General features: G+C 40.9%; 18 protein-coding genes and 1 pseudogene. 4 read left to right on the top strand and 15 right to left on the bottom strand.

Annotated elements, in window-relative coordinates:
• Positions 1–4: 4 nt before the first annotated feature.
• From nuoF to PTT44_RS02800, 5 genes are all read right to left on the bottom strand, one after another.
• Entirely contained in the window at positions 5–1336 is a 1332-nt protein-coding gene (gene nuoF, locus PTT44_RS02820; RefSeq protein ID WP_178928348.1) for an NADH-quinone oxidoreductase subunit NuoF, read from the bottom strand.
• Complete coding sequence (gene nuoE / locus PTT44_RS02815; RefSeq protein ID WP_004982912.1) at positions 1333–1842, bottom strand: NADH-quinone oxidoreductase subunit NuoE; 510 nt, start codon at positions 1840–1842, stop codon at positions 1333–1335. The genes nuoF and nuoE overlap by 4 nt, the downstream gene beginning before the upstream one ends.
• A gap of 14 nt (positions 1843–1856) precedes the next feature.
• Positions 1857–3644 carry an NADH-quinone oxidoreductase subunit C/D gene (gene nuoC / locus PTT44_RS02810; protein WP_010327357.1) on the bottom strand — a complete coding sequence of 596 codons (1788 nt, stop codon included), beginning with the start codon at positions 3642–3644 and terminating at the stop codon, positions 1857–1859.
• A gap of 88 nt (positions 3645–3732) precedes the next feature.
• Positions 3733–4410, bottom strand: coding sequence for a NuoB/complex I 20 kDa subunit family protein (locus PTT44_RS02805; protein WP_004695382.1), 678 nt, complete (start codon positions 4408–4410; stop codon positions 3733–3735).
• A gap of 6 nt (positions 4411–4416) precedes the next feature.
• Entirely contained in the window at positions 4417–4965 is a 549-nt protein-coding gene (locus PTT44_RS02800; RefSeq protein WP_004695380.1) for an NADH-quinone oxidoreductase subunit A, read from the bottom strand.
• 490 nt (positions 4966–5455) lie between these two features.
• Here PTT44_RS02800 and PTT44_RS02795 point away from each other — a divergent pair, with 490 nt between their 5' ends.
• The gene (locus PTT44_RS02795; protein WP_004695379.1) at positions 5456–5812 is read left to right on the top strand and encodes a hypothetical protein; all 357 of its coding nucleotides are present in this window, start codon (positions 5456–5458) and stop codon (positions 5810–5812) included.
• A 49-nt stretch (positions 5813–5861) separates the two neighbouring features.
• On the opposite strand, the gene bfmS is transcribed toward PTT44_RS02795, so the two are convergent.
• The gene (bfmS, locus tag PTT44_RS02790) at positions 5862–7526 is read right to left on the bottom strand and encodes a sensor histidine kinase BfmS (protein WP_159128480.1); all 1665 of its coding nucleotides are present in this window, start codon (positions 7524–7526) and stop codon (positions 5862–5864) included.
• A gap of 36 nt (positions 7527–7562) precedes the next feature.
• A complete protein-coding gene (bfmR, locus tag PTT44_RS02785) occupies positions 7563–8279 on the bottom strand; it encodes a response regulator transcription factor BfmR (protein WP_004695375.1) in 717 nt (238 codons plus the stop codon).
• A 595-nt stretch (positions 8280–8874) separates the two neighbouring features.
• Between bfmR and PTT44_RS02780 the strand changes: the two genes are divergently transcribed.
• The 3 genes from PTT44_RS02780 (at position 8875) to PTT44_RS02770 (ending at position 13389) form a co-directional block, all read left to right on the top strand.
• Positions 8875–11706 (top strand): ribonucleoside-diphosphate reductase subunit alpha, encoded by a 2832-nt coding sequence (locus PTT44_RS02780; protein ID WP_004695373.1) that lies wholly within the window; start codon positions 8875–8877, stop codon positions 11704–11706.
• A 124-nt stretch (positions 11707–11830) separates the two neighbouring features.
• Positions 11831–11968 (top strand): hypothetical protein, encoded by a 138-nt coding sequence (locus tag PTT44_RS02775; RefSeq protein ID WP_004695369.1) that lies wholly within the window; start codon positions 11831–11833, stop codon positions 11966–11968.
• 137 nt (positions 11969–12105) lie between these two features.
• Positions 12106–13389, top strand: coding sequence for a ribonucleotide-diphosphate reductase subunit beta (locus PTT44_RS02770; RefSeq protein ID WP_078426481.1), 1284 nt, complete (start codon positions 12106–12108; stop codon positions 13387–13389).
• Between the two features lie 75 nt (positions 13390–13464).
• Here PTT44_RS02770 and PTT44_RS02765 read toward each other — a convergent pair whose 3' ends face one another.
• From PTT44_RS02765 to PTT44_RS02730, 8 genes and pseudogenes are all read right to left on the bottom strand, one after another.
• Positions 13465–14388 carry a PoNe immunity protein domain-containing protein gene (locus tag PTT44_RS02765; RefSeq protein ID WP_168158203.1) on the bottom strand — a complete coding sequence of 308 codons (924 nt, stop codon included), beginning with the start codon at positions 14386–14388 and terminating at the stop codon, positions 13465–13467.
• A gap of 80 nt (positions 14389–14468) precedes the next feature.
• On the bottom strand, positions 14469–15536 hold the full coding sequence (locus PTT44_RS02760; RefSeq protein WP_168158204.1) for a PoNe immunity protein domain-containing protein: 1068 nt from the start codon (positions 15534–15536) through the stop codon (positions 14469–14471).
• 78 nt (positions 15537–15614) lie between these two features.
• On the bottom strand, positions 15615–16892 hold the full coding sequence (locus PTT44_RS02755; RefSeq protein ID WP_168158306.1) for a type VI immunity family protein: 1278 nt from the start codon (positions 16890–16892) through the stop codon (positions 15615–15617).
• Between the two features lie 41 nt (positions 16893–16933).
• A pseudogene (locus tag PTT44_RS02750) lies at positions 16934–17134 on the bottom strand (hypothetical protein); the annotation flags it as partial.
• Between the two features lie 100 nt (positions 17135–17234).
• The gene (locus PTT44_RS02745; RefSeq protein ID WP_168158205.1) at positions 17235–18374 is read right to left on the bottom strand and encodes a hypothetical protein; all 1140 of its coding nucleotides are present in this window, start codon (positions 18372–18374) and stop codon (positions 17235–17237) included.
• Positions 18375–18623: 249 nt separating this feature from the next.
• Positions 18624–19967 carry a type VI immunity family protein gene (locus PTT44_RS02740; protein ID WP_252726095.1) on the bottom strand — a complete coding sequence of 448 codons (1344 nt, stop codon included), beginning with the start codon at positions 19965–19967 and terminating at the stop codon, positions 18624–18626.
• On the bottom strand, positions 19924–20952 hold the full coding sequence (locus tag PTT44_RS02735) for a hypothetical protein (RefSeq protein ID WP_168158206.1): 1029 nt from the start codon (positions 20950–20952) through the stop codon (positions 19924–19926). The genes PTT44_RS02740 and PTT44_RS02735 overlap by 44 nt, the downstream gene beginning before the upstream one ends.
• Positions 20952–23825, bottom strand: a complete 2874-nt coding sequence (locus tag PTT44_RS02730; protein ID WP_168158207.1) for a type VI secretion system Vgr family protein — start codon at positions 23823–23825, stop codon at positions 20952–20954. The genes PTT44_RS02735 and PTT44_RS02730 overlap by 1 nt, the downstream gene beginning before the upstream one ends.
• Positions 23826–24002 lie beyond the last annotated feature (177 nt).

Raw genomic sequence — 24002 nt, 5'->3', positions numbered from 1 at the left:
TTCCTTAAGCTTGTTCTACGTTGCTAGTTTGCGCAGCAGCATTCACTACTTTTGCTTCAAACTCGCCACGGAAATATTTGAGTGCACCCATCAACGGTTCCATTGCACCTGGAGCATGCGCACAGAAAGTCTTACCAATCCAAAGCTTACGAGTAAGTTCTTGTAAGTGATCGATATCTTCTTTCTTACCTGTGCCATCTTCCAATGCTTTCAGTGCTTTCACCGCCCACGGTAAACCATCACGACAAGGCGTACAGAAACCACATGACTCACGTGCAAAGAATTCTTCTAAGTTACGTGTCGCTGAAACCATACATTGCGTTTCATCCACCACCATCAGCAAACACGTACCTAAACGTGAACCTGCTTTCATGATGCTCTCAGCATCCATCGGTAGATCAATGTGTTCAGCAGCCAAGAAGTCTGTAGACGCACCACCCGGCAACCATGCTTTAAGCTTCAAGCCATCACGCATACCGCCCGCATAGTCTTCAATGACTTCGCGTGCAGTTGTACCAAATGGAAGCTCCCAAAGACCAGGGAATTTCACCTTGCCAGATGCACCATAAATTTTTGTGCCTGGATCTTTTGACTTACCCGCAGATAAGCCGATATACCATTCAGGGCCACGCAACATGATTGCTGGTAAGTTGTTGTAGGTCTCTACGTTGTTGACAATGGTAGGACGACCCCAAGCACCTGCAACTTGTGGGAATGGCGGTTTCGTACGTGGGTTTGCACGGCGACCTTCAAGCGAGTTGATTAATGCAGTTTCTTCACCACAGATATAACGACCCGCACCCGTGTGCACATGCAACTCGAAGCTCCAGCCAGTTCCAAGGATGTTTTCACCCAAGTAGCCTTTGGCACGAACTTGCTCAAGCGCTTCATTTAAGTAAGCAGCTGCTTCAATGTACTCACCACGAATGAAGATATAACCATGAGTTGCTTCTAGCGTATACGCTGCAATCAACATCCCTTCGATCAATTGGTGAGGAAGTTTTTCCATCAACAAACGGTCTTTAAAGGTCCCTGGTTCCATCTCATCGGCATTACAAATCAGGTAACGTGGCCCTGAGTTGTCATTTGGCGCCATCAAAGACCATTTGATCCCTGCTGGGAAGCCCGCACCACCACGGCCTTTTACGGTCGCAGCTTTAATCACTTCAAGCACATCTTTCGGCGGCATGGTGATTGCTTTTTTCAGACCCGCGTAACCTTCAAGCGCTTCGTAATCATCTGCATTACGAACGTGCTCTTGTTTACTCAAACGCCAAGTTAATGGATGCGTTTCTGGGTTACCTTCGCCATAAATTGGTTTTGGTTCGGTATTCATACATACTTCTCCAATAACTGTTTCACTGAAGAAACTTCAACCAAACCGTGAGTGTCTTCATTCACCATTAAGGTTGGGCCTTTGTCACAGTTACCTAAGCAGCAAATCGGCAGCAAAGTAAAACGACCATCAGCAGTCGTTTGACCAAACTGAATGCCTAACTCGCGCTGAAAAGCTTCTGCTAGAGTTTCCGCACCCATCAAGAAACACGCAATCGAGTCACAAAGTAAAATGACGTTACGCCCCACGGGTTGACGGTAAATACGGTTATAGAAAGTTGCAACACCTTCCAAATCAGCAACACTGATTGTCAATAACTGAGCAATGGCGTTTAGCTGCGCGTCATCTACCCAGCCATTACGGCGTTGTACACACTTCAAAGCATCCAAAGATGCTGCGCGTGGGTACGGGTAGTGACCAATGTGATGTTCAATTTCGTGGATTTCGTCCGCAGTCAAAATCCCTTCAACATTCACGCGTGGCTTTTTATCAGTCAAAATCATCATAATGCGTTTACCCCTTAGCGATCCACGTCAGCCATAACGACGTCAATTGTCGCTAAATAAATGATCAAGTCAGATACCAGACTGCCGTTAATCACAGAAGGCATTTGCTGTAAATGCGTGAAAGTCGGTGTACGAATACGGGTACGATAACTCATCGTTGACTTGTCTGAAGTCAAGTAGTAATTCGACGCACCTTTGACCACTTCCGCCATTACAGATGCTTCACCTGCAGGCATTACAGGACCCCAAGATACGCTTAAGAAGTGCGTAATCAAGGTTTCAATGTCTTGTAAAGTCTTGTCTTTTGGTGGTGGAACAGCCAATGGGTGATCTGCTTTGTATGCACCAGAAGGCATGTTGTCTAAACATTGCTTCACGATTTTGAGTGATTCTTCAATTTCACGGAAGTGAACAAGAACACGCGCATACGCATCGCCTTCGTACTCAAGTGGCACATCGAAGTCGTAGTTTTCATAGCCACTGTATGGACGATATTTACGAACGTCGAAGTCAATACCTGTTGCACGTAGACCTGTACCAGTTACACCCCAAGCTAACGCAGATTTCGCGTCATATTGAGCTACGTTACGCGTACGACCTACAAATACAGAGTTTTTAAGCGCTGCTGTGTAGTATTCGTTCATACGCTTCGGCATCCAATCTAGGATTTCACGAATCAGATGCTGCCAGTTGTTTGGCAAGTCATGCGCTGTACCACCAATACGGAACCATGCTGGGTGCATACGATAACCCGTGATCGCTTCAATCGCGTCATAGATTTTTTGACGATCCGCAAACATGTAGAAGACTGGCGTCATACCGCCAGCATCTTGAATCGCAGTACCGATATACAATAAGTGGTTATTGATACGGAACAATTCAGACATCATGACACGGATACATTGCGCGCGGTCAGGTACAGTAATACCCGCCATTTGCTCCACACCCATCACATAAGGCATGTTTTGCGCACAACCACCTAAGTAGTCGACACGGTCGGTATAAGGAATGAATGAATGCCAAGTTTGACGTTCAGCCATCTTTTCCACACCACGGTGGTGATAGCCGATATCAGGCACACAGTCTTTCACTTCTTCACCATCCAACTGCAAGATTACACGGAAAGCACCGTGCGCAGATGGGTGGTTCGGACCTAAGTTCAAGAACATGAAGTCTTCGTCATCATTACCACGCTTCATACCCCAATCTTCAGGTACGAAACGAAGGTGTTCCTGTTCGTAATCCTGCTTCGCTTGGTTCTGCATATACGGTGTATATTCAGTGGCACGTGCAGAGTATTCTTTACGAAGTGGGTGACCTTCCCAATAGGTTGGCAACAAAATACGACGGAGCATTGGATGCCCTTCGAAATTGATCCCGAACATATCGTAAGCTTCACGTTCGTACCAGTTGGCATTTGGCCAAATGTTGGTTGCAGTTGGAAGATTTACATCATTTTCACTCAATGCAACTTTGATACGAATATCACTATTACGCTCAAGCGATAATAAGTGATAGAACACAGTAAAGTCAGACGCAGGCAAACCGTCGCGGTGTGTACGTAAACGTTCATCTACCGCAGACAAGTCAAACAACATCACGTATGGACGTGACACTGTACGCAAGAACATTAAAACTTCTTGTACGCGCGCGCGCTCAACCCAGACCGTTGGAAAGTCTTCAAAAGTCGTTTGCACATAGAAGTTCTCGCCAAATTTGGTTTTGAGCTCTTCTACAATTGCAAATGCTGGGCGTGAATCAACTTGCGCTGACTCTGGCATAGCGTTTTCAGTTTCAGCCATTGGCTTGGCTTCCTATTTAATACAAATTCATTCAACCTAAACGACAACTACACCCAGACCGGGTGCATCAAAACAACTGTCGTTTAAATTATTTAATTTCATCCATAGAGCGTAAGTTTTTCACTGCAATACGTTCAGCATTCTTACGGTCACGTTCTGGCATCATCTTTGGCTTATACACTGGCTTAAGATCATCACCAATCACGGCAGAAAGTGGACGGCGCTCTAATTGAATTTGGTCTTGTAACAACATTAATGCTTGGATTAATGCTTCTGGACGGGGTGGGCAACCTGGAATATAAACATCGACTGGGATGATTTTATCCACACCTTGTACAACTGAATAAATATCGTACATACCGCCAGAGTTTGCACATGCACCCATTGAAATAACCCACTTCGGTTCCAACATTTGTTCATATAAACGTTGAATAACTGGAGCCATTTTGACGAAACATGTACCTGCAACAATCATCAAGTCAGCCTGACGAGGTGAAGCACGGATTACTTCGGCACCGAAACGCGACAAGTCATGCACGCCTGTTAAAGTCGTTGCATACTCTACGTAGCAGCAAGATGTACCAAAGTTAAACGGCCAAACTGAGTTCTTACGACCCCAGTTCACTGCTGTATGTGCCACGTCCTCTAAACGAGTCATGAACACATTTTTATTCACTTCTTCTTCAAGCGGATCCGTTACGATTTGACGCTCTTGAAGTGGATATTGATCAGCATCCGGATTCGCACGGGTTAATGTATATTTCATCCCGAGTTACTCCTTATCAGACGATTTAGCCGGTGACTTATCTTTCACACGACCAGATGATTGAGCTGGGATTTGACCTGTAGGGTCCATAACCAACTCTTCAATTGAATTAAAGCGAGTGATTTCTGCAAGATTCATATTTGGAGAACCAACTTTAGGTTTAATCCCTGCTGCTTTACGTTTATCGGAAGGTGACCAGTTAAGCGCACCAGTAGACAACTCATAAACCAAACCAACGAGTAAAACCAAAATAAATACTGCTGCAGTGGTGAAACCCACCCAACCCACTTCACGAACCGATGTAGCCCATGCGTAAAGGTAAAGCGCCTCTAAGTCGAATACGACGAAGAAGATTGCAACCAAATAGAACTTTGCTGACAGGCGGATACGTGCGCCACCAGCACCAACCACACCTGATTCAAATTGCTCTTGCTTTGCACGACCCCATGACTTACCCCCAAGGAGTAATGGGACAGTGAGCATAAAGACGCAAAGAAATGTAACGCCGATCACGAAGGCAATAATTGCCCATTCGTATGGAGTAATGGCACTCATGCGGGGATAACTCCTGGCAGGCCTAATTTATTAACAAAGAATGCATGTATTGGCCTTCAAATACACCAAACACAAAATTAATCCCGCCAATTGTACCCGATTGCTGACGTAAGTTGCTAGCTTATAGACCTTCGTCTTTAGGATGATTTTTCTTCGTTTTTTGAGATTTTTTCGATGAAAGCCCTTTTATTTCGAAACCAATCGCTTTATCTAATAAAACACTACTATTCTATTATTTTTCCAAATTTTGACATTCAAACAAAGCCTATAAAGCATTTTTCAGCCTCATTCCAATAACAATCACACAATCAGCGGTTTAAAAACTCAGCTCAGCAACCGCAGCATTTTGCTTATTTTAAAAGTACAAAAGTAGATTAAGTCACTCATATTTTTTGTATTTTTTTGCAAATCACTCCAATCAATTAATGCACTTGGCTTTTTCTTGTGCTATTGATATAGACAACCAACAACAAAGAATAAGGAGCACCACATGAGTCTGGAATTCACCCATAAACCTAACTATTTTTTATTTGCCCAGTTGCTTATTCGCCATGTTGAAACTTATGTTCGTAAACACCCCGATGCCAATAATGCCATCTTTGATTTACGCGACATTTATGAACTTTTTCGCCAAGACAAAGCGTCAGCCACCACCAACCTTGATGGCATTATGAATATTGTGGATGAATATAAAATTGAAACGATTAATGGTGATCAAAAGCTCATTAGCCGTTATGGCATAGACACCCAAAACAACTCATTATTGATTGACTTTAATGCAGATGCACTTGAAAGCCTAAAACAAGGTAAGCAGATTATTTCTCCCGATGCCAGCATCCAAGAATAAGTCAGCATAGAAAATAAAAAAGCACCGAAATTCGGTGCTTTTTTAATGCTTAGCTTTTTGAGTCTGTATTATCTTTAACACTATACTTCTTTTTAGACTTACTAAAGCGATGTGCCGGCCATGTCATGGTAAAACGTGCACCACCGAGACTTGGACTCTGATCCACTTTAACGCTACCACCAAACCAATAGGCAATTCGGCTCACGATCGACAAACCTAAACCATAGCCACCCGATGCTCGCGTCCGGCTATCATCCAAACGTGCAAAGGCTTCAAAAACGCGCTCTCGCTCGTCTTCTGGAATACCTGGCCCATCATCTTCAACACAAACATAAGCCATACCGCTGTCATTAATACCACCACTGACCAGCACCTGATGGTCGCCATAACGAACCGCATTACCAACCAAGTTCTGCACCACGCGGTGTAAATAACGACGTTCAGCTTCAACTTTTAAGGTTAAAGGAGGAGCATTTAAATGAATTTCTTTCTGGGTTTTTAAGGCTTCCGTCTCAACCACCACCTGATCTAAGACTTCAAACAATACAATGTTTTCAATATCGAGTGATGGTGTGCCCTGCTCCAATTTGGCATAGGTCATGATTTCATCAATTAAGGTATTTAAAGCCTCAATGTCTTTATCAATCATATCGACTTGCTGAAGACGGTATTCATAATCATCTTCTTCAGCCAGCATTTCCATACCAAAACGAATCCGAGCAACAGGCGTACGAAGCTCATGTGATACCGCACGCATCAGCTCACGCTGCGCCTCGATGAGTCGCTGAATATGGTCTGACATGCTGTTATAGCTATTGGCTAGACTGGCCATTTCATCCGTGCCATCGACAGGCAAACGTAGGGTCATATCACCTGCTTTCATACGGTTTAAACCGTAATTGACCTCACGCAGTTTACGCTGCATCGGTACAAGCAAACCATACACCCCCAAACTCAGCACAAATAAGCTCAACAAGGTAATCCCTGCTGCGAGCTGAAACGGCATCCAGTTGAAAATAGGCACAGGCCCCAATACCAAAACCTTGCTCGGTGAACTTGGTAAAGGTGGAGACACAATAGAAATGGTGGTGCCACGCACAGAAGCACTATCACGATATAAGATCACGCTATGATCTAAACGCAAACGACCAATCTGCTCCGACTCTAAAGCCAGATTTTGTACTTCTTCAATTTGTACAGGATAAGAGAAATGTTTCTGTACTTTTTCCAAGTACTCTTCTTCTTGGCCTGGGTAATACACCAGATAATCTAGGATAAAAATCGGGAGTGCTTTCATTTGCAGCTCACCAATTTTATCTACTTTAATATACAGTAAATGATTCGGATCATCTTTTAGACCAATGATCAGGTACGCCACTTGCGTTTGCGCATCATAACGCACAGCCGCTTTGCGCTCACTGATCCGCTTTAACTCTGCACGACTCAAATCCACCTTATCAGCAGGGATCATATTAATCGGCAGTTCAAGCAAATCTGAAGCATCTGAAATCCAGTCTGCTTTTTGCTGTGCATTGGTCTGACGGGATACACCTTCACTAATAATAAAGGAAATCCCGTCCGTCAAAGACTCGCGATATTCTTGCACTCGCTGATAGTTAATAATTTGTACAAGCAAATATCCCATGAGGGCAACAATAGCGACCAGCACTACCAGCCCAGCATAGATACGCAAGAATATACTGTGTTTGAACACTAAAAATGTCCCGTTTTAACGAATCAAATAAACGGCTTAAAGACCATTGGTTTCTTTTACAAATAAGTAGCCTTTACTACGTACCGTTTTAATACGTTTTGGATTTTCAGGGTCATCACCAATTTTTGGACGGATACGTGAAATACGTACATCAATTGAACGGTCTTGACCGTCATATTCGATACCACGTAAGCGTTCGAAAATGTCTTCGCGAGAAAGAATGCGACCTGCATTTGAAGCCAACAACCACAATAAGTCATATTCAGCGCTGGTAAAGTCAACTAACTCACCATTTAAAGTCACTGAACGACCACCGTTATCAATCACCAGATCATCAAATTCGATACGCTGTGCAACTTCATCTTCCGGCGCTTTGTCAGTACGACGTAATAAAGCACGAATACGTGCAAGTAAAACACGTGGCTGAACTGGTTTTGCCACATAGTCATCTGCACCCATTTCTAGACCAAGCACTTGATCCATATCTTCGGTACGTGCAGTCAACATCAAAATCGGTTGATGATAATGTGGACGAACTTCACGGCAAATGGTTAAACCATCTGCACCTGGAAGCATCACATCCAACACCACCATATCGGGTTGTTCTGCAATAATACGGCGAATGGCACGGTTACCATCGGGTTCTACCCCAACCTCAAGACCATTACGGATCAGGTACTCTTGAGTTAAGCGAGCTAGGCGCTCATCGTCTTCTACGATTAAAATTTTTGGTAACTTTTCTTCTTGGCTCATGGAGTGCCCCTTTATTTTGACGACTTAACGTATCCTTTAAAATCCAAGGGATACGCTCTGATATATTTTGCAATATACACACGTTTACATTGTAAACAAGATCTTGTTCACCAAACTGATACATCAAAGTAGCATTTTGTTATACATTTTTTTAGCCTCCAAATGGGCGCTTTCTCGCGCTTGCTGTATATCCAACCAAAGCAAAAGAAACGTTTCTTTACAAAATGGCGATTTTTCATACCAAATCACCGTTTGAACAGTTTATAACTCACTCATTCGTCTGTTTTGAACTTATCCACAATGTTATCTATAAGCACTTAAACCGAGCTTTGTTATGCTATCGCCTTGTCTAATAAGGCTTAATACAAGAATCATAAAAAAGGGATCTTTTTGAGATCTTTTCGAGACCAGATCGATCAAAATATTTAATAAAATGTCAATATTGATCTACCCTGAATTTTCCCGTATCTTGTGTTCAATTAATTTTTAAACCACTAGGTCTTGTGTTTAAACCTCAAACACTGTGGCATAAAAATTGCCCAGTTCAAACGGTCCATAGACATAAAAATAGATGACAAAATGGAGCTATGCTAGCATGAGCGTATCGAATTCAACCCCTGGTCAAATTCAGGTGATTAAACGCACTGGAGATGTTGCCAGCTTTGACGCAGAAAAAATCTCTGTTGCCATTGGTAAGGCATTTTTGGCTGTTGAAGGCCAACAAAGTGCTGACTCAAGCCGCATCCACGATCGTATTTCTCAACTTACCGAGATGGTATTAAATACGTTCAGTCGCCGCCTACCTTCTGGCGGTACAATTCACATCGAAGAAATCCAAGACCAAGTTGAACTTGCGCTAATGCGTACAGGTGAACAGAAAGTTGCTCGTGCGTATGTCATCTACCGCGATCAACGTGCTGATGCTCGTAAACAAGCAGGTGAAAACCATCACCCAACCTTACAAATCACTGACGCCAATGGTCAGCTTCAACCGCTTGACATGCGTAAGCTTGAAGCGACTGTAACCAAAGCGGCTGAAGGTTTAGAAGGCATCAATGTTCAAGCGATCATCGATGAAACCATTAAAAACCTTTACAACGGTGTAAAAGCGTCTGACATCGCAACCACGATGATGATGGCAACACGTACCCGTATCGAACAAGAACCAAACTATACCTACGTGACGGCTCGCCTACTTCGTGATGAATTGGTCGCAACAGGTTTAACTTTCCTTGGCTTGTCTGAAGACACAGCTGAAGGCGATGCTTTAGAAACTTTCCTGAAGAAAGGTATTGAGCTAGACCTACTTTCACCAGAGCTTCTTAACTTTGACCTTGCGAAATTGGCCGCAGCGATTCAACCAGAACGCTCAAACCAATTTACGTACTTAGGTTTACAAACATTATTTGACCGTTACTTCATCCACTCAGATGGCGTGCGTTTCGAATTGCCACAATTATTCTTTATGCGTGTTTCGATGGGTCTTTCACTCAACGAAGCAAACCGTGAAGAACGTGCAATCGAGTTCTACAACCTCTTGTCGAGCTTCGATTACATGGCATCTACGCCTACCCTGTTTAACTCAGGTACGCTACGTCCACAGTTGTCGAGCTGCTATTTAACGACGATTGATGATGACCTGTATGACATTTATGGCGCGATGCGTGATAACGCAATGCTGTCTAAATGGGCAGGCGGTTTAGGTAATGACTGGACGCCAGTTCGTGCCTTGAACTCATATATCAAAGGTACAAACGGTAAGTCACAAGGTGTAGTTCCATTCCTTAAAGTGGCGAACGATACTGCTGTTGCGGTTAACCAAGGTGGTAAGCGTAAAGGTGCTGTGTGTGCATACCTTGAAACTTGGCACTTAGACATCGAAGAGTTCCTAGAGCTACGTAAAAACACTGGTGATGACCGTCGCCGTACGCATGACATGAACACCGCGAATTGGGTTCCTGACTTATTTATGCAACGTGTTTTTGAAGATGCTGAATGGACACTGTTCACGCCGTCTGAAACACCAGATCTACACGACTTAATGGGTGCAGAATTCGCTGAGCGTTATGCACACTATGAAGCGATTGCGAAAGAAACAAACATGTTGCACAAGAAAATCCGTGCAAAAGATTTGTGGCGCAAAATGCTGTCGATGTTGTTTGAAACAGGTCACCCGTGGATCACATTCAAAGACGTATGTAACTTACGTTCACCACAACAACACGTTGGTGTAGTTCACTCTTCTAACTTGTGTACAGAAATCACATTAAATACAAGCAAAGATGAAATTGCGGTATGTAACTTAGGTTCGATCAACCTTGTACAACACGTTCAAGGTGGTGTGTTAGACCGTGAAAAGCTTGCACGTACAGTAAAAACAGCGGTTCGTATGCTCGATAACGTGATCGACATTAACTACTACGCTGTACCTCAAGCGAAAAACTCGAACTTGAAACACCGCCCAGTGGGTATGGGTATCATGGGCTTCCAAGATGCGCTGTATGAAATGCAACTCGCTTATGGTTCTGATGCAGCAGTAGACTTTGCTGATGAATCGATGGAAGTGATCAGCTACTACGCAATTTCAACATCAAGTGATTTGGCTGTTGAACGTGGTACTTATGAGACATTCAAAGGTTCACTGTGGGATCAAGGTATCCTGCCAATTGACTCGCTAGACCTTGTTGCTAAAACACGTCCTGAACGTATGTTTGAAGTTGACCGCACTCAACGTTTGGACTGGGACACTTTACGTGCCAAAGTTCAAAAAGACGGTATGCGTAACTCAAACGTTATGGCCATTGCACCGACTGCAACCATTTCGAACATTTGTGGTGTGTCTCAATCGATTGAGCCAACATTCCAAAACTTATATGTAAAATCGAACCTATCAGGTGAATTCACAGTGATCAACCCGTACCTAGTACGTGCGTTGAAAGACCGTGGTCTGTGGGACTCTGTGATGGTGAATGATCTGAAACACTTCGAAGGTTCAGTTCAAAAGATTTCTCGTATTCCTGAAGAGCTTAAAGCAATCTTCGCGACGGCATTTGAAGTTGAGCCACGCTGGATTGTGGATGCTGCATCACGTCGTCAAAAATGGATCGATCAAGCGCAGTCTTTAAACCTTTACATCTCTGGTGCAAACGGTAAGAAACTGGACTTGACCTATAAAATGGCTTGGTTACGTGGTCTGAAAACGACGTATTACCTCCGAGCTTTAGGTGCAACTTCTGCTGAGAAATCAACCATTAACACGGGTGCATTGAATGCAGTAAAACCTGCAACGGTAACGGCAGCGCCTGTTGCAGCAGTTGCTCAGGAAGTTAAACCAGAAGTGGTTGCTGAAGATGAAGGCTTCGGTCAAGCAGCTCCAGTGCCAATGGCGTGTTCAATTGACAATCCAGACTGTGAGGCTTGTCAGTAATAACCTCCCCTAACCCCTCCTAAAAGGAGGGGAATTACACCAAACTTATTGAGGTGTGAAAGTCCTTCTTTTAAAAGAGGGATTTAGGGAGATTAAAAAATTAAAGACAACCTAGGAAATCACCATGCTCCATATGACACATAACTATATGTTAGGTCTTGCGACCTTGGTGATTTCCTTTGTGGTTTTGTTTTATATGCCGATTGCCTACTTTTGGGTAAAAGCAAACCAAAGCAAAAAGCGAAAGCAAAATAAGTCGTGAGAATCACGTTCTATGCTCAGTTTTAGAACAACGATTGGCAAAACTTAATTTTGCTTTCACAAATTAAGCGTATAGTAAGACATCTCAGCATTGCTGGATGTCGATAAAAGATATAAAGCAACGTAGAGAGAATTGATATGTCTATCCTAAGTTGGGACGATTTCGAAGATGATTCGCAAAAACCGGCTGCACCTGAACACAAGTCTGCGCCCGTCGAACCGCAAAAAGCGGCTAATCCGCAGATGGTATCTGCTGCAGAGCAACCACAGAAGAATGTGGCAACTGCACAACCCGCTTCAACCCCTCGAAGCCGATCAACAAATTCAGCCGATCCGTTGGCAAGAGCATCTAACGCCTTAGAAAGTTTAGATGTTGCTCCAGGTCTAGAAGAACTAGAAATGGGTGCGCAACGTGTACAAGTTGACGACAAAGCGATGATTAACTGTCGTGCGGACTTAAACCAACTTGTACCGTTCAAATACGAATGGGCTTGGCAAAAATATCTAGATGGTTGTGCAAACCACTGGATGCCACAAGAAGTAAACATGAACCATGACATCGCGCTTTGGAAGTCTGAAAATGGCTTAACTGAAGACGAACGTACCATTGTTATGCGCTCACTTGGTTTCTTCTCTACAGCAGACTCATTGGTTGCAAACAACTTGGTGTTGGCGATTTACCGTCACATTACCAACCCTGAATGCCGTCAGTACATTTTGCGCCAAGCATTTGAAGAAGCTATTCATACTCACGCTTACCAATACTGTATCGAATCTTTAGGTATGGATGAAGGCGAAGTCTTCAACATGTACCGCGAAGTTCCATCAGTTGCGCGTAAAGCAGCTTGGGGCTTGAAATATACGCAGTCTTTAAGTGATCCTACTTTCCAAACTGGTACACCTGAAAACGACCAAATTTTGCTTCGAAACTTGATCGCGTTCTACTGTGTTCTTGAAGGGATCTTCTTCTACTGTGGTTTCAGCCAAATCTTGTCGATGGGCCGCCGTAATAAGATGAATGGTGTTGCTGAGCAATTCCAATACATTTTACGTGATGAGTCGATGCACTTGAACTTTGGTATCGACATGATTAACCAAATCAAGATCGAAAACCCAAGCTTGTGGACTGCTGAATTCCAAGAAGAAATCGTTCAAATGATTCTTGAAGGTACGATGCTTGAAATCGAATATGCGCGTGACACTATGCCACGTGGTGTATTGGGTATGAATGCTGCGATGATGGAAGAATACTTGAAATTCATTTGTAACCGCCGTTTAGCTCAGTTGGGCTTGCCTGAGCAGTTTGCTGGTGTGAACAACCCATTCCAGTGGATGTCTGAAATGATGGACTTGCGTAAAGAGAAGAACTTCTTCGAAACACGTGTAACAGACTATCAAACTGGCGGTGCGTTGAGCTGGTAAGGTAAAACGTCACGCGACACATATGTTGTCATAGAAAAAGGCTGCTATTTGCAGCCTTTTTTTATTAGAAACAAATTATCGTAATTCTTTGATCATAGTATTACCTTGTTGATCTAAAGACGTATATTGAATTCGAGCATAATCAACCAAATCTTTTGGATAGAACTGATGTTCACGATATGACGTATCATCTATATCCAGCAACCACGTTACCGCTGCTGCTTCCCATGACCAATACCCATAATAGCTAACTCCAGATCTTATGTCTGGTTGAGGATGTTGATCATAATAAGGTTCTCGGCGGCTCGCCTCATACCAGTCTTCTAGGTATTGCAGCATTAAAACTGGACGCTGTTCAGGTGAAGCATTAAACACTTTAATGAGCTTACGATAAGGCAAATGTCGTCTTGCTTCATCTGGTGGGGTTCCACGATCTGCAACAAAAGGAGCAACTAAACGTTCAATTAATCCATCTTTTTCCTGTCCTTCAGGTGTTGCTTCTACATAGTCAATGATTGGCATAATACGATCCATCTGATCCGCATAGCCAGTCAACAGTCCAAAACAAATCAGACGTAAAGCAATATACCAATAGTCTTCTGTTCCTAAACTGATATGCCAAACATACCGACCATCTGCCTCTGGACTTTGATGATAGTGCCTATGAATTTCGGCATATTCTTCTGTCCAGTTTAAAAGATATGGGTAAAGTTCCTGAATAAACGCAATATCTCCACCTGCAGAGTACTGTAATGACATTAAATTTAAGACATCTTTTAATCTTTGATGCCCAGCAGCCATCATTTTACTGGATTTAGCATTTGCCTTATATTTTTGAAAACCATCAGTTACTGAATAAACACCATTAAGAAAAGCATCAAACCGCCTTTGATACATATCTTCTTGTAAGAAACTATCTCTATATTTTCCATAATTTAGTATTTGTTGATTAAACCACTGTTCCCAATCAATATTTAAATCATTTATTTGGTTATTCAACTTTCTTACTCCGGCAACATATCATTTGGTAAAAGTAAAAAACCATCCAAATGAGGATGGCTTTTTCTAAAATGATTAAATTATTTCTCACCATCCCAATACCAATATACTTCTCCCCAATCTAGCTCGATAAGTGCAGGAACAATCTCACCTTGTTTAAAGTATTGTCGTAAATCTGGTTGTGCTGGTGTTCTCCAATAACCTGTTTTAATACAAGCTTCTCCACCCTTAACTTTCATTCGTTCTAATTGTTGATCATCTAAAACTACTTTTGACTGTGTTCGAGCAAAATCAACCAAATCTTTTGGATAGAACTGATGTTCACAATATGACGTATCATCTATATCCAGCAACCACGTTACCGCTGCTGCTTCCCATGACCAATAGCCATAGTAACCTCTTCCTGATCTTAAATCAGTTTGAGGATGCTGATCATAATAAGGCTCTCGGCGGCTCGCCTCATACCAATCTTCTAGGTATTGCAGCATTAAAGCTGGACGCTGTTCAGGTGAAGCATTAAACACGTTAATCAGCTTACGATAAGGCAAATGTCGTCTTGCTTCATCTGGTGGAGTTCCACGATCTGCAACAAAAGGAGCAACTAAACGTTCAATTAATCCATCTTTTTCCTGTCCTTCAGGCGTTGCTTCTACATAGTCAATGATTAGCATAATCCGATCCATCTGATCCGCATAACCAGTCAATAGCCCAAAACAAATCAGACGCAAAGTAATATACCAATAGTCTTCTGTTCCCAAACTGATATGCCAAACAAATCGTCCATCAGCATCAGGACTTAAATTGTATAAATGGCTTGCTTCTGCGTACTCTTCTGTCCAGTGAAGTAGATATGGATATATTTCTTTTAAAAACTCAAGACTTCCGCCTGCCGAATACTGTAAAGACATTAAATTTAAGACATCGTTTAAACGCTGATGACCTGCCGCAATATAGCCACCATATTTTTTTTCATTTTTATAATTACTAAAACCATCCGTTACGGAATATATCCCATTCACAAATGTATCAAATCTTTTGCTATACATTTTTTGTTCAAGCAAATTATCTCTAAATAAAGCAGGGTCTTTTATTTCTAAACTTAACCACTTTTGCCAATCTATTATCTGCTCATTTACTTGTATGGACATTTATTAACGCTCCAGCATGTCATTCGGTAAAAGTAAAAAAACCATCCAAAAGAGGATGGCTTTTCTCAAATGATTAACTTATTTTTCACCACCCCAATACCAATAGACCTCTCCCCAATCTAGTTCTGAAAAGATTGGAAGAATATCACCTTCTTCAAAATACTGTCGTAAATCCGGTCGTGCTGGAGTTTGCCAATAGCCTGTTTGTGGGCATGGCTCTCCACCTTTCACTTTAAGTTTTTCTTCTTCCAATGATAGGTTACTAACCTTATTGACTCGTTTGCCTTCAGGCCAACTGCTATCTTCATCAAAACGGGCAATCCATTGGGGAGAACTTTCTATATCAAATCTTGGATTAGGGTCATCATCCCATGCATCTAACGTAGTTAGCTTCAAGTCATTACAACGTATTGGTTTTATCAGGTCATTTGCCCTCACCAATAAATCTGGAATACCCTCTTCAACAGGATAAAGTGACAGTTCCCCAAGTTGAATCCAAAGACTGAATTTTTCAGGATCTGTTGCATCTAGCAATTTGCTGATCTCTATCCGTGGATCATCTAGTTTTAAGCGGATTTGCTCCTCGCTTAAACCTAATTTATCTAACCAATAGGGAGATAATAAAAAACACCAAGTTGGAGTTCGCAAACCTGCGGCTAACGAAGGTCTGTAGATAAAGCCTTCAAGATCATCGTGAGAATGATTCATATTAGGATGATCTATATCCAGCCCATAAAAGTAATCACTAAAAATACGTTCTGCTGTTTCAAACTCAGGCGAAACAATATTAAAGTTTGTCGAATTTCCAATTTCATAGCCACTATAAGCTTGTATCGGATTAAGTTTAATTAAACAATGTTGAACAAACTGATACCATTTTGACTTATGCTCTCTATACCATTTTTCACCAAATGACAGCTTTAATGTCGTATACCTACTATTATTGTTATCTGAAAATTGAGCACAGAAAACCCAACGGGCACTTTGATTAGGAGAATTCCCTGTAGTTGCTGCTATAAAATATACAGGATACCTCTTAAAACTTTGGTGCATTTCATTGATTAACTCTTTATGAGAAGGCTTCCATTTATTGGAATTTTTCCAGACACCTGTATCCCGATAGCGTCGCTTAAATGGCTTATCAATTATTTTATTTTCAAAATTTTCATAAATATTGATAATTTTATTGGCAATTTCCTCTACTTCATTATCCTGATGGTAAATATAAAATGTGATGTAGGGACAAATGCCAAACTCTTCTTGTTCGTACCCATAAGTGTGATAACTATCTTTTTTAAACTCTGCTATATAGTCAACGACTTCTTCTTCGCTTAAAAATAATTCATCATCATGTATTGCATCACTCATCGTCTTGTACCACTTCCTTTCGATTTCTTTGACTTCTGCTGTTGTGATTGATCCTTGGGACTCACATCTTCTAGATAACGGAATGATGACCATTTAAAACCTTCGCCTTGGTATTCTATGGACTTGATCCCTGCGAGTTTTTTGGTATCAGGCAACTTACCGACTTGATCAAATTTGGGTGGACTGCGTTGTGCCTCATAAATCCATCCAGCCACAAATAATCTATCTATGGTGATCTCATCGAGCAATTTACTCCGCCATATTTTTTAGATAATTTAGCCGTTATAAAAAACCATTCAAATGAGGATGGCTTTTCTAAAATGATTCCAATTAATCTTCACCGTCAAACTGCCAGTACACATCCTCCCAATCACTTTCAAAATCAGGGAAAATGTCACCTTGATTAAAAAATCTTCTTGAATTTTTTTTTGCTGTAGTGTACCAATAGCCTGATCGCGGGCAATGCTCCCGACCCTGAACATTATTTGTGAATTGATGATCAATAGGATCGTTAAGTGGATGTGTAATTCTCTCCCATACTTCTCCATTGAATCGAATCAATTTTTTATAAGAAAGAACCCATAGAATACCTTCTTTTTCCTCTATAGACGTAATTCCTTTAATATCCTCAATGGCATCAACTAATTGATAAATTCCTTCTTCATATATATATAGGCCATCTTCTGATGCAATATATAACTTATCTTTATAGTAAGTGGTAGAATAGAAAGCAGAGTTGATACTTATATTTTTTAGATTTTTAAAACCATCTTTGAAATTACCCTTTATTAAAGTTCCATGCTCTCCTGAAATTATAATGTTCTTTTTATCTGGACATATTGTAATTTCATATAAAGTGGAAGGAGTTATTCTTTCAATAACATTCCAAGATGACCCATTATAATAAGATATGAAACCTTCATTTTTCTTTACACCACAAATATAAATATTATTTGAATTAAATCCATTTATATCATAAAGGTTAATATCAAAACTCAACTCCAAATCCATATTTAATTCATCTGTTTTTGGAATATTTAATACTTCTTCAGAAAAATCTATTCCTAATGCTCTCCAATCCTCATTATGATTCACGTAAATTTGAGATCCATCGCCACAAACATACAACAAATTATCTATAACTCTAATTCTATTGAATTGGCCTTGGATTTTAGAATCATCAATCTCGCGAATTTTTTGTAGTCGATTATTATTTTCTTGAAAGATGCCTATGTCACCATCTTGCTCAAGTGCAAGCAAAGAAGATACCCCTGAATTTTCAAAAAAGGCTACGGAAATAACTTTCCAACCATCTAAATCTACACCTACCCATTCATTAGATTGATGTTTATATATGAATGTTTTTGAAAAGAGATCCCAAGTATCTAAGCCATCAAGATTAGAAGTCAGATAAAAATTTGATTGGCTTATAGCACAACCAGTAACAAATGTTATTGATGAATTATTCATTTATCTTAATCTCGAAGTCATTCACTTAATAGATGATCCAAAACATTGGGAGGTAGTGTCCTAGTAGTGTTACCCCTTACACACATCTACTCGTACTCGATAAGTAGGAACTAATCCTTTTGCCTGATGATAAACACACAGTTGAGTAGCTAGACTTACTGCACTGCATTATCTAACTTCAAGGTGTCTATAAAATTGGTAACTACTCAGTGGTAACGTTCTGTCGATACTGCCTAAACTATCAATAAACTACTCTCTACCACCCCAATACCAATAGACCTCTCCCCAATCTAGTTCTGAAAAGGTTGGAAGAATATCACCTTGTTCAAAATACTGTCGTAAATCAGGTCGTGCTGGTGTTTGCCAATAGCCAGTTTGTGGGCATGGCTCTCCACCTTTCACTTTAAGTTTTTCTTCTTCCAATGATAAGTTACTAACCTTACTGACTCGTTTACCTTCAGGCCAACTGCTATCTTCATCAAAACGACACATCCACGCAATACCCTCTTCATAACTCAGATGCTCGTTTGGATCATCATCCCATTGCGCATAACCGACCAATTTCAGCTCATCACAACGTATTGGCTTAATTAAAGCATTGGCATAAACAGGCAAAACAGGAACACCATCTTCAACAGGATACATGGAGAGTTCTCCAAGTCGAATCCATAGTCCTGTTTGATTTTCGGGATACTCGATTTCCTTAATCTTAATGTCACTAAAGCGGCTAAAGTAAGTTCTAATCTCTTCAACAGTTTTCTCTAATTTTGTAATCCAATACGGATCCAGTAAAAAGCTCCAGACAGGTGTTCGAATGCCAGAGCCTAACCGTTGATAATCAATATAGCCATCTATCCGTGCATGATCATGAGTACCATTAAAATCTGGATGATCAATGTCTACGCCATAAAAAGCCTGAGCGACAATTTTTTCCAGACTGTTAATCTCATAACTACCCAAGTGCATAGATGCAGCTTGAGCAATCTCAAAGCCACTATAAGCATGTCTAGGCTTTAATTTATCAATACAACGTTCAACAAACCGATGCCACTTTTCTTTATTCGCCTGACTTGCAATGTACCAGGCATATCTAAAGTTCATTTTTAAATGGCTGTATCGCATATATGGTCTTTCAGCAATAGTCATTGAATATGACCACACGGCTGAACTAATTTCAGTATCGTCTGAGACAGTTGCAGTAAAATAAACAGAATCCGTCTTCTGATACTGTCTTTGGCAAATTGCATCTAAATCCGCCAGCAATGCTTCAGCCTTTTCTGCTTTAATAAATACATCTTTGATTGGATGTATAAAATGCGTCCATTCTTCGTTCTTCATTTGATTAAACTCATTAAAGAGTTCAATAAATTTAGTAATCAGTTGAGGGGCTTCTTCTACTGAATGATAAACATAAAAAGAAACATAGGGACCTATTCCATAAGCATCTTCCCCTTCATCTCCAGTCACCCAGAGCTTATCTGTAGCTTTAATCTCTTCGATCCACTCTACTTGCTCTTCTTCTGTTAAGTATGGAGTTACAGTACTCATATCATTTTCCTCTATTTCCAGCTTTCTTGGTTCCTGTTTGCTCATTCGGTTTACCCTTGCCTCCTTCTAAGGCTATATCTTCAGGATAACGAAACAAAGAAAGATACCCACCTTCTTTTATACCTTTACCCGAATGATTGTTTTTCTTCCCATACTTACCCTCTTTAGCTACCTTGCATTCTTTCAATAAATCATCATATTTAGAAAATTGTTCTTTTTTAATTGAATCCCCCTGAAACTTAATTTCTACGATCGCAAAAAGATTGGTTTTTGAGATCGGTTCCAAGCGAGATTCTGCAATTACTAGATCGGCAGCAATACTTCCCCTTTGGTTATGATAAGGCGTTGGATAAAAAGGGTTCAGATCAAAACGTCCTATCCGTTTAAGTCTCGGATTGCCAGGAAACAGTAACTGAGGATCTTCAAATTTCGCCCCAAAACAGACTTCTGTTTTAATCGGAGCTTTCCACCCCAAAATCTCATCCACAAATTCAAACATGATAGAAGCAGCTAATTGCTTAAGGCGCGCAATCAGAAACTCACTACCTATATCCTCATTCACAATCTCAGATAAAATCAGGCCCGCCCAGCTTTCCAATATTTTTTGTCTAGCTTTTGGCAAATCACTGACCTTCACTCCCTTTTTCTTTTTAAGTTGTGGAAAGCTATTAATATTCGCTTTATCACAAACTTCCGAGATTACCTTTCTAAAAGGTATTCGTTCAGAAATCTGTTTTTTAAAGCCTTGATGACCTCGTTGTCGTGGTTGACGTGTTTCATCATTTCTAGGATCATCTTTTCTTAATTTCTCTAAATATGCAATTTCAGAAGCATATAAAAGATGACCATTAAATTCTTTTTCCAGATCATGAATGATTTTCTTTATTTCTGCTTTGGCCTTATCTAGCTCTTGTCGATAATTGGCCTGCCCTTCGTATAAGTTAGAGCCATAGCTATATAGCTCATATACCGTTAACGCAGCCGTAAATGCCCGTGCAAGTACTACACCTAAACCGATTAATGGCAACATTACTCATCTCCATCAAGATTAGTAAATTGCTGATCAAGTTGGCTCAAAAAATTGGCATATTTTCCCTCAAGCTGGCTCTGCCAACTGTTTGTAATTCTTTCTGCTTCTTTTAACATTTTCACATCATAAGTAATCTTTTCTGATTGCTCAGTCTGAACATAATCCGTTTCACCAAACTCATTGGTAATGCCTTGCTTTAACACATTTCCAACTTTATCTAGAATTTTATATTCATGTTCAATGAAAGGACTACCATCACCTCTATATAAGAAAAATTTGCCGATGTTTTTGTCTAAAGGTGGTAGATTCGGTAAAGTTATTTTAGGGATTAAAACACTTGCCCCGCTCACAAACTTATGTTGCGCCGCCTTAACCTCAAACTTTCCACTAGTTGTTGCAAAGACTCCGGAACTATTAATCTTAAGTTCAGAACCATCAGCGATTAATTTAATTTCTTTAGGGCTGGTAATGTAAATGGCATCTTCAGTTGAAATGATCTGTACACCTTTACGTGCTATCAAATCAGCCCCATCTGCTTGAGCCTGTATTTCAACTTTGCCTTTACCTGCATAGAATTTCGCACCGTCCTGTGCTGCAAACAAACTGATTTTACTTTGTGCATGTGCAAGTAAATTCTTTTGGGTACTTAAATTAATACTCCCCCCTGCACTGTGACCAATTTGACCATCTGCTGAAAGGTGAACATCTTCATTTGTAGTCAGAGCAATCGAATGGGGGGAGGTCAATATCATTAAAGCTTGTTTAAATGCTTTTGCCTTCGCCTCACTTTCTTGTTCAATTTGTTCAATAAACTCTTTTAGATTATCCAGTATTTCTAATGGATCGGTTTGTTGATTTTTAGCAACTTCACTTAAAGCTTTTGAATTACTTAGACTAGATTCAAATTGTGATTTCGTTTCAGAAGCATCTAGATGCTCACCTTTGGCTTGATCTTGTTTATACGTGGAAACAAGTAAGCCTTGCCCTGCACGGACGGCTCCCCACTGGTCAGTACGCAGTTCAAAACCTTCACCTCGACCTTCACTGGTGTCCGTTTCTTTAGGATGACTCAAATTCCCTAAGTTCAGTTGTGTTGCACCATGACTGCTTTGTAGTTGGGTACTGATCTGACCCGTCGTGTCATCAAAACGTAGTTGCCCGAAGCCCTCTCCTTGGTACTCTTTTGATCGAATCCCTGCCAGTTTTTTCGTATCAGGCAGTTTGCCTGTATTGTCAAATTTGCTTGGATGACGTTGTGCTTCATGGATGCGCCCCACGACAAAGGGTCTGTCGATATTGCCATCAAAGAAGTCGATAACTACGATTTCACCAATACGCGGTAAGAAGCGTGCACCATAACCTTCACCTGCCCAAGGTGTGAGCACATCAACCCAAGCAGAATCTGTGTCATTATCATTTGAACCTGCACCGCCATCGTGAGTATTGTCTTCATTACGCGTGAACAGGAAACGGACTTTAATACGCCCCCATTCATCCACGTGAATTTCTTCACCACTTGGTCCAACCACTTTCGCACGTTGTGGTGATGCAATAGGCCGTTGTCGCAGAGGATTGTACTCTGGAACAATTGTGATATTACGTCGTTGTAAGACGAGGTGATTGGCTTGGCGTTCTTCTTTATTATTTGTTGTAATTTCAGCCTGTTGCCAATTGGTTTGTTTCAACAAAGCTGTGATTTGATCGGTCAAATCTTTAGGTAAATTATTCTGATTATAGAATTTTTTGGATGTGATTAAGAATTCTTTGTCCGAACCACTATGCTGATCAATTTCAGGGTGCTCGTTGAGCTCAAACCAGTAACCCACTTGTGCATCTCGTACGGTCGAGGTAGCCATAAATTGTTTGGCTTGTAAGTCGTAATAACGACCAAGATTTTGATTAAACTTTTCAATCTGACTATTGCCTGATTTGGTCGTTCCATCTTCACCTTTAAGGTCTTGTATCCATGCAGGTGAAAAATGCCATGCTTGCTCTAAACCTAGGCTGGCGTTGTCTTGATTATCACTATGGCTATGTTTGCTTTGAACTGAACCCGCACCTTCTTCTACTTCTAAAGTATTTGCTTGCCAATGTTGAATATGGACAGATGTTGGTTGTATAGAACGCTGCCCGACCAAATTTGTAATCGAATCACTGCTTTCTACAGCACTGCTACGATGGAAGCGAATATTCTGACGCTCTAAACTTTGATATTGGGCATTGTCATCAATCAGTCTAAGTTTTTGTGGCTGAATAGGTTCACTTGAACTGGACACTTTGAGCTGAGACTCATCAATAAGCCAGTTAATCCCCTCTGAAGAGAGCAGCCTTTGAATAAATTCACTGTCCAACTCATTCGCTTGCATAATGAATGGGCGCACATCATATTCTTTGCTTAACCCACTTTTATCCAAAGTCAGACTCGAAGCAAATAAGGGACTACGTTGCTGCCACTCGGCAAAAATGGTTTGAACCACCTCAACAACAGACTTCGCCATGAAAACTCTAGAATTACGTCGATGCTTCCATAAGGCTGTCGGGTCTTCCACGGTTAAACGGTATATGGTTAAAGCGCCATCGCTTGCCCCTACATCAGCCTTGGTGATGATGCCTGAAATACGATTGAGTTCTGATTTTTCAGTGACAATATCGACAGCCACCTGACTACCAATAAATTGCTTTAACGGAATATGAGCGGAGGTAGATAAGCAAAGAAGCTGTAACTCTATACCTGCATTCAGTTCATGCGTTCCATCTATGCGCTGAAGGAATACTTGTTCGTTAAGCGAAGTATTGCTGAACTGAATATGAATGGCACGTTTTTGTGCAGTAAGTCCAAGTTGCTCTATTGCAGCATAAATATTATTGGGCATCGTTATTATTAAATTTTAAGTTGTGGCTGATTGTACAAAAGTCTCAAAAAAAATCTTTAATTTTTTGTAACTTTAATAAATTTTTTAAGTTTCAGAGCCTTTTTTCAATAAATGACCGATCCATCTGTAAGTTTCTATTTTTATAGTTTTGATATTATCCCAGTCATATTCAGCTTA

The organism is Acinetobacter sp. Gutcm_16 (assembly GCF_028649355.1).
In the GTDB taxonomy this organism is placed as follows: domain Bacteria; phylum Pseudomonadota; class Gammaproteobacteria; order Pseudomonadales; family Moraxellaceae; genus Acinetobacter; species Acinetobacter johnsonii.
Note: the sequence above shows the minus strand (reverse complement) of the source record. Positions and strands in the feature narration are given on the sequence as shown.